The sequence below is a fragment of the Brevibacillus sp. Leaf182 genome (genome assembly GCF_001423865.2).
Taxonomy (GTDB): Bacteria; Bacillota; Bacilli; order Brevibacillales; family Brevibacillaceae; genus Brevibacillus; species Brevibacillus brevis_C.
This window is the reverse complement of sequence record NZ_LMPN02000012.1, coordinates 1-4300: the sequence shown is the minus strand read 5'-3', so window position 1 is coordinate 4300 and position 4300 is coordinate 1. Positions and strand designations below refer to the sequence as shown.

At 44.2% G+C, this 4300-nt stretch carries 6 protein-coding genes and 1 pseudogene; all 7 read left to right on the top strand.

Features of this window, described 5'->3' with window-relative positions:
- Nucleotides 1-333: pseudogene (locus tag ASG16_RS01925) on the top strand (hypothetical protein); the annotation flags it as partial.
- A 27-nt stretch (nucleotides 334-360) separates the two neighbouring features.
- Entirely contained in the window at nucleotides 361-1353 is a 993-nt protein-coding gene (locus ASG16_RS01920; RefSeq protein ID WP_111914342.1) for an XkdQ/YqbQ family protein, read from the top strand.
- Nucleotides 1350-1781: a DUF2577 domain-containing protein gene (locus ASG16_RS01915; protein ID WP_056495876.1), complete on the top strand. Its 432-nt coding sequence runs from the start codon at nucleotides 1350-1352 to the stop codon at nucleotides 1779-1781. Before ASG16_RS01920 ends, ASG16_RS01915 begins: the two co-directional genes overlap by 4 nt.
- Nucleotides 1778-2215, top strand: a complete 438-nt coding sequence (locus tag ASG16_RS01910; RefSeq protein ID WP_056495877.1) for a DUF2634 domain-containing protein — start codon at nucleotides 1778-1780, stop codon at nucleotides 2213-2215. Before ASG16_RS01915 ends, ASG16_RS01910 begins: the two co-directional genes overlap by 4 nt.
- Nucleotides 2208-2954, top strand: a complete 747-nt coding sequence (locus ASG16_RS01905) for a baseplate J/gp47 family protein (protein ID WP_056495879.1) — start codon at nucleotides 2208-2210, stop codon at nucleotides 2952-2954. The genes ASG16_RS01910 and ASG16_RS01905 overlap by 8 nt, the downstream gene beginning before the upstream one ends.
- Nucleotides 2951-3676: a hypothetical protein gene (locus ASG16_RS01900; RefSeq protein ID WP_111914340.1), complete on the top strand. Its 726-nt coding sequence runs from the start codon at nucleotides 2951-2953 to the stop codon at nucleotides 3674-3676. The genes ASG16_RS01905 and ASG16_RS01900 overlap by 4 nt, the downstream gene beginning before the upstream one ends.
- 12 nt (nucleotides 3677-3688) lie before the next feature.
- Nucleotides 3689-4210 carry a BW3TFN family phage tail fiber component gene (locus ASG16_RS01895; RefSeq protein WP_241970672.1) on the top strand — a complete coding sequence of 174 codons (522 nt, stop codon included), beginning with the start codon at nucleotides 3689-3691 and terminating at the stop codon, nucleotides 4208-4210.
- Nucleotides 4211-4300: the final 90 nt, after the last annotated feature.

The following is a 4300-nucleotide window of genomic DNA, read 5'->3' as shown; positions in this document are numbered from 1 at the left end:
GAATACGACGGTTTTCCGTCTCCCGAAGAATTCGTGGAGACTTTAAAACGGTGGAAAAATTCGGGCTACCCCATTCGGTTTACGGTGACAGGTAGTGAAATCAATGCTGCTGTGACCATACGTGATTTTTCTTATGAATGGGACGGGTTTGACATAGATTTCAAGTTGGCATTGAAAGAGTATCGGTTTGTGACCATGGAGAGTACTGATGTGAGTATTCCTTTCCAAACAACAGGTAAAGGGAAACGACCGGATACACGAAAAGCGAAGGTGTCAGCCACCAAGAAAAAAGAAGAAAAAAAATCATTGGTTGACAAGTATCATTCACGATGAAATCTTCGACGGAAAGGTGGGAGACTGATGCTGCCAAAATATCATTACGAGGTTCGATTCCAAAAGCCGGGTAAGCAAGCGCTTCGCCTTCCTTTCTCAGAAGCAACATGGTCCGGAAGTCGTCAGGAAGCAAAGCGTACTCTGGCTGTTAAAACCAACAATGGACGGGATCGCTTTTGGCCTGATGTGAATGTAGAAGAAGGCGACCTGATAGAGTTGATTTCCTTTATGTCCGGCACTCCACGTTCACTTTTCACAGGAATGATTGTTGACTTAGGAAGGACAGCAAAAGGAGATATCAACGCAGTAGCATATGATTTCGGCTTTTATTTACTCAATAACGATGTAGCTGTGGTTTCAACTGGTGAAGCTGCCGATCAGCTTCTAAAACGCATTTTCGCGCAGCATGGCATTCCCGTTGGGGGCATAGGAGCAATGCCTGACGTGGAAAAACAAGTCATTCGCGGAAAGAGTGTATGGGATGCAGTTGGAGACGTCCTCAATCAAGTATACCGCTCTACTGGTGTTCGGTATTGGTGCTGGATTGACCAAGGGAAGATTTATGTCGGAACACAGCGAGGGCAAACGATTCAGTGGAAAGTCCAACAGGGAAGCAATCTATTAAACGCTGAACGTAAACGATCAATTGCAGAAATGAGAACAGTTGTAAGAGTGGTCGGGAGCGACAGTGAATACATTTCTGTTTTACATGATGAAGTTGATTCTACCAACGCTAAAAGGTACGGACATCTTGTTAAGGTTATAGAAATACAAGATGAAGACCGGGGAAACAAAATTGAAGTGGCTAAGCAAGAATTGCAGAATCTAAGCCGAGTTAAGGAGCAGGCTTCCGTTACTTCCTTGGGCATCGATGACGTCATTGCAGGGACAAAAATTGAAGTCTACGAGGAAGTCACGAAGCTACAAGGGGTGTTTACTGTTTTCAGCGACAGCCATACGATACGACCTGGCTACCATGAAATGAAACTCGATTTGCAGATGGAGGTGAATGGAAGGTGAATGGCTATCAAAAGCTTGCCCAAGTGCTTTCAGGTGCCAATCAAACACAAGGGGCCGGCGGGGCAAATCCACCCCCAAAGGATATTCGGATAGAGTTGGCAACTGTCATTAAGCCTCCACCCGATTTGAAAATCTTGATAGATGGTATGACAGAACCGATCGGGAAGGATTTTATTACTGTCTTAGAACATTTGACGAGACATACACGAATTGTCACGATTGCCCATCAAGAAAAAGCAGAACGTGATTTGGGTGACATGAAAAAGGAAGATTTTTTAGACACGGATGACTTGGCTGCGCCGTTTACCTCGTTTAAACATAACTATTTGTTACTGCAATTTGAGGACGTTTTGAAGTTAAATGATAAAGTTCACGTGTTATCTGTGGACTCTGCCTATTACATCCTAGATAGGGTGAAACGCCCATGAGTATTTTTCCGGTTTTCCCAGTGATAGATGATAGCCCCACTCAGGAACTACGCCCAATTAAAAATGTTCTCAGAACGTATAAGTTTGATTTCGAAACAGGGCAGTTTGCCGTGCGGCCTGACGGCAAGTCAGTAATGATTGATGGAGAAGAAGCATTGCTCCAAAAAGCTACAAAAGCATTACATACAGATCGCTATATGTTTTCTATTTATTCCTCAGATTATGGGAATGAACTGAAAGAAGTGATTAGGAGTGATGGAACGAGAGCGTGGAAACAGGCAGAGGCGAAGCGATTAGTACGCGAAGCTTTGGAATATTTGCATGGGATAGAACGGTGTGAAAAATTCTCCTTCCAGTGGGAAAGTAACATCCTGAAAATTTTCTTTGAAATTATAACCGAGGAAGGGGTGTTGGAGATGGTGATCGATGTCTGAAACTGATCTTAGCTTTTTGGAAAGCTCAACTTTCGAACGAATTTTATATGACATGCTTCTAACTGTCAAAGAAGATGTAGACAGAAGTGAAGGCTCGATTATATACGATGCTCTTGCTCCGATTGCAAAAGCGCTTTTTAAGCATCAGACGGAACGAGGCAAGATTATCGAACAGGCATTTGCTGTAACTGCAACGAGGAAGTACCTAGAGCTCATGGCAATAGATTACGGGTTAGCTCTGGATAAAAACGAGCCTACGGAGGATTTACGCAACCGAATATTGCGCCATAAACGCAACCCTGAGCGTGGTGGAGCGCTATCTGACTATGAGCGTTGGGCGTTGTCAATACCTGGTGTAAACTACGCAAGGGGACTGAACCTGATAAGAGGGATCGGAACTGCTGACCTAGTTGTTGGTGGCACCATCCCTAACTTATTGGAGACAGTTCGAGAATTAATTGATCGCCGTAAAACACCAGGGCTTGATCTTGTCGTTAGACATGTCAGTAGACAAACTGTACCCATTGAAGTTGTGGTAACGGGAATAGACAAAGAAAAAGCCAGACAAACAATACTGGCATATACCAATTCGATTGGAGTCGGAGGAACGCTATTTTTAGCGCAGATATTTGCTGTATTAGTTGGGGCTGGCGCAACGGATGCCAAAATTATATTACCAACAGCGAGCATTACACTAAGGCCAGATGCTCAAATTGACGCGGTGGTGACGATCACATGAACGAAGATCAGGTTAATGCTCTAATGAGTGAACTACCTAGTTACTATAAAAAAAGTCGGCATATGCGCACGATTATGAGTGCCGCTGCCGACTTTTTGCCAATGGATAGCGACATTTGGAAGGCGTTTTTTCTTCATCTGATGCATAAGGACTCACTGGAATTTTGGAGGCGTGAACTTGACGCTGCCGATGATGAGGACCTGCTTGCAAAGCTAAGAGCAACCAATGGCAGAATGACAGTTGAATCCATTCTTTCACAAGGATATGGCTTACAAGAATCTTATCGCCTCATGCCTGAGGATGGTGTTGAACTCTCTGAGTTTGGAGTAATGGCAGATGGTTGGGAATTTGCCCCGTTAACAGCAGTCATCTTTACAACGCCTGAGACACTTGGTGTAGCACAAGGAATTGTCAAATTAATGGGACCAGCAGGCTTTCGATATTTATTTTCGATTGCGTTATCTCACAAGATCGAGTATGAACGAGGATCGGCATGTCAAAGCATGGATAGATATGGGGCAATCCTTACCACTGACCATGGGGATGATGAGTTGAGCGGTAAGGAAAAAATGACAACCCACTCGCGTTCCCATTATTCATTTCAAAACATCAAACATGACCGCAATAGTTGGTGGTCACCGAATGTATTTTTTACGGATGACGTAACATTTGCTGACGAAGTGTTCTATATTCAACAATCAAAGGTTACGAAAACAATATAGGGGGTGTAGGAGTTGCCTTCAAAAACAAGTGATGTAAAAGGCATGAAAACGTATCAGACCTTTAATCTGTTCAAGGACAAGAATGTGTTTATCGCTGTGGGAAAAACGTCTCCGTGGAATCCTGAAAACCCTGAGAAGGTTCCAGATGTCTCCTATGGTCAGACCATGACAGAGATTGTTGCGTTGAAGCGAGCTGACCAAGTGAGGTTTGTAACGCCAGACGATACAAATGGAACGATCATACAACTTGGCCAGAAGTGGCGCCTCATTGAGGAAGTTGAAGCGCGGGCAATGGATTGCCGTTGGCTATATGTACAGGCATGGTTGAGGTATGACGAGTTTCCAATATGTAATTATCGTCAAACAGGAGTATACGCGGGCACGATCTTGGTAGATGGGTCACCGGTAAATAAACAGGTAGTCAAACCGGATGAAGTGAAGGATATGGGTTTCCTGTTAGCTGTAACGAATCAATCGCCACTGCAACGGGAAGTCACCCATCGCGAAAGCATTGAGTATATTTTGGAGCTGTAAGGAGGGTAACGATGGCAAAGGAAGTATACAACCGATTCGATCCTACGAATAGATGGAAGTCTGTTGATTTTGTCGGCGGTCGCCGGGTTC

Excerpts from the sequence above, each read along its gene's own strand:
- ASG16_RS01900 (WP_111914340.1), top strand. The coding sequence starts at position 2,951 with ATGAACGAAGATCAGGTTAATGCTCTAATGAGTGAACTACCTAGTTAC.
- ASG16_RS01920 (WP_111914342.1), top strand. The coding sequence starts at position 361 with ATGCTGCCAAAATATCATTACGAGGTTCGATTCCAAAAGCCGGGTAAG.
- ASG16_RS01910 (WP_056495877.1), top strand. The coding sequence starts at position 1,778 with ATGAGTATTTTTCCGGTTTTCCCAGTGATAGATGATAGCCCCACTCAG.
- ASG16_RS01905 (WP_056495879.1), top strand. The coding sequence starts at position 2,208 with ATGTCTGAAACTGATCTTAGCTTTTTGGAAAGCTCAACTTTCGAACGA.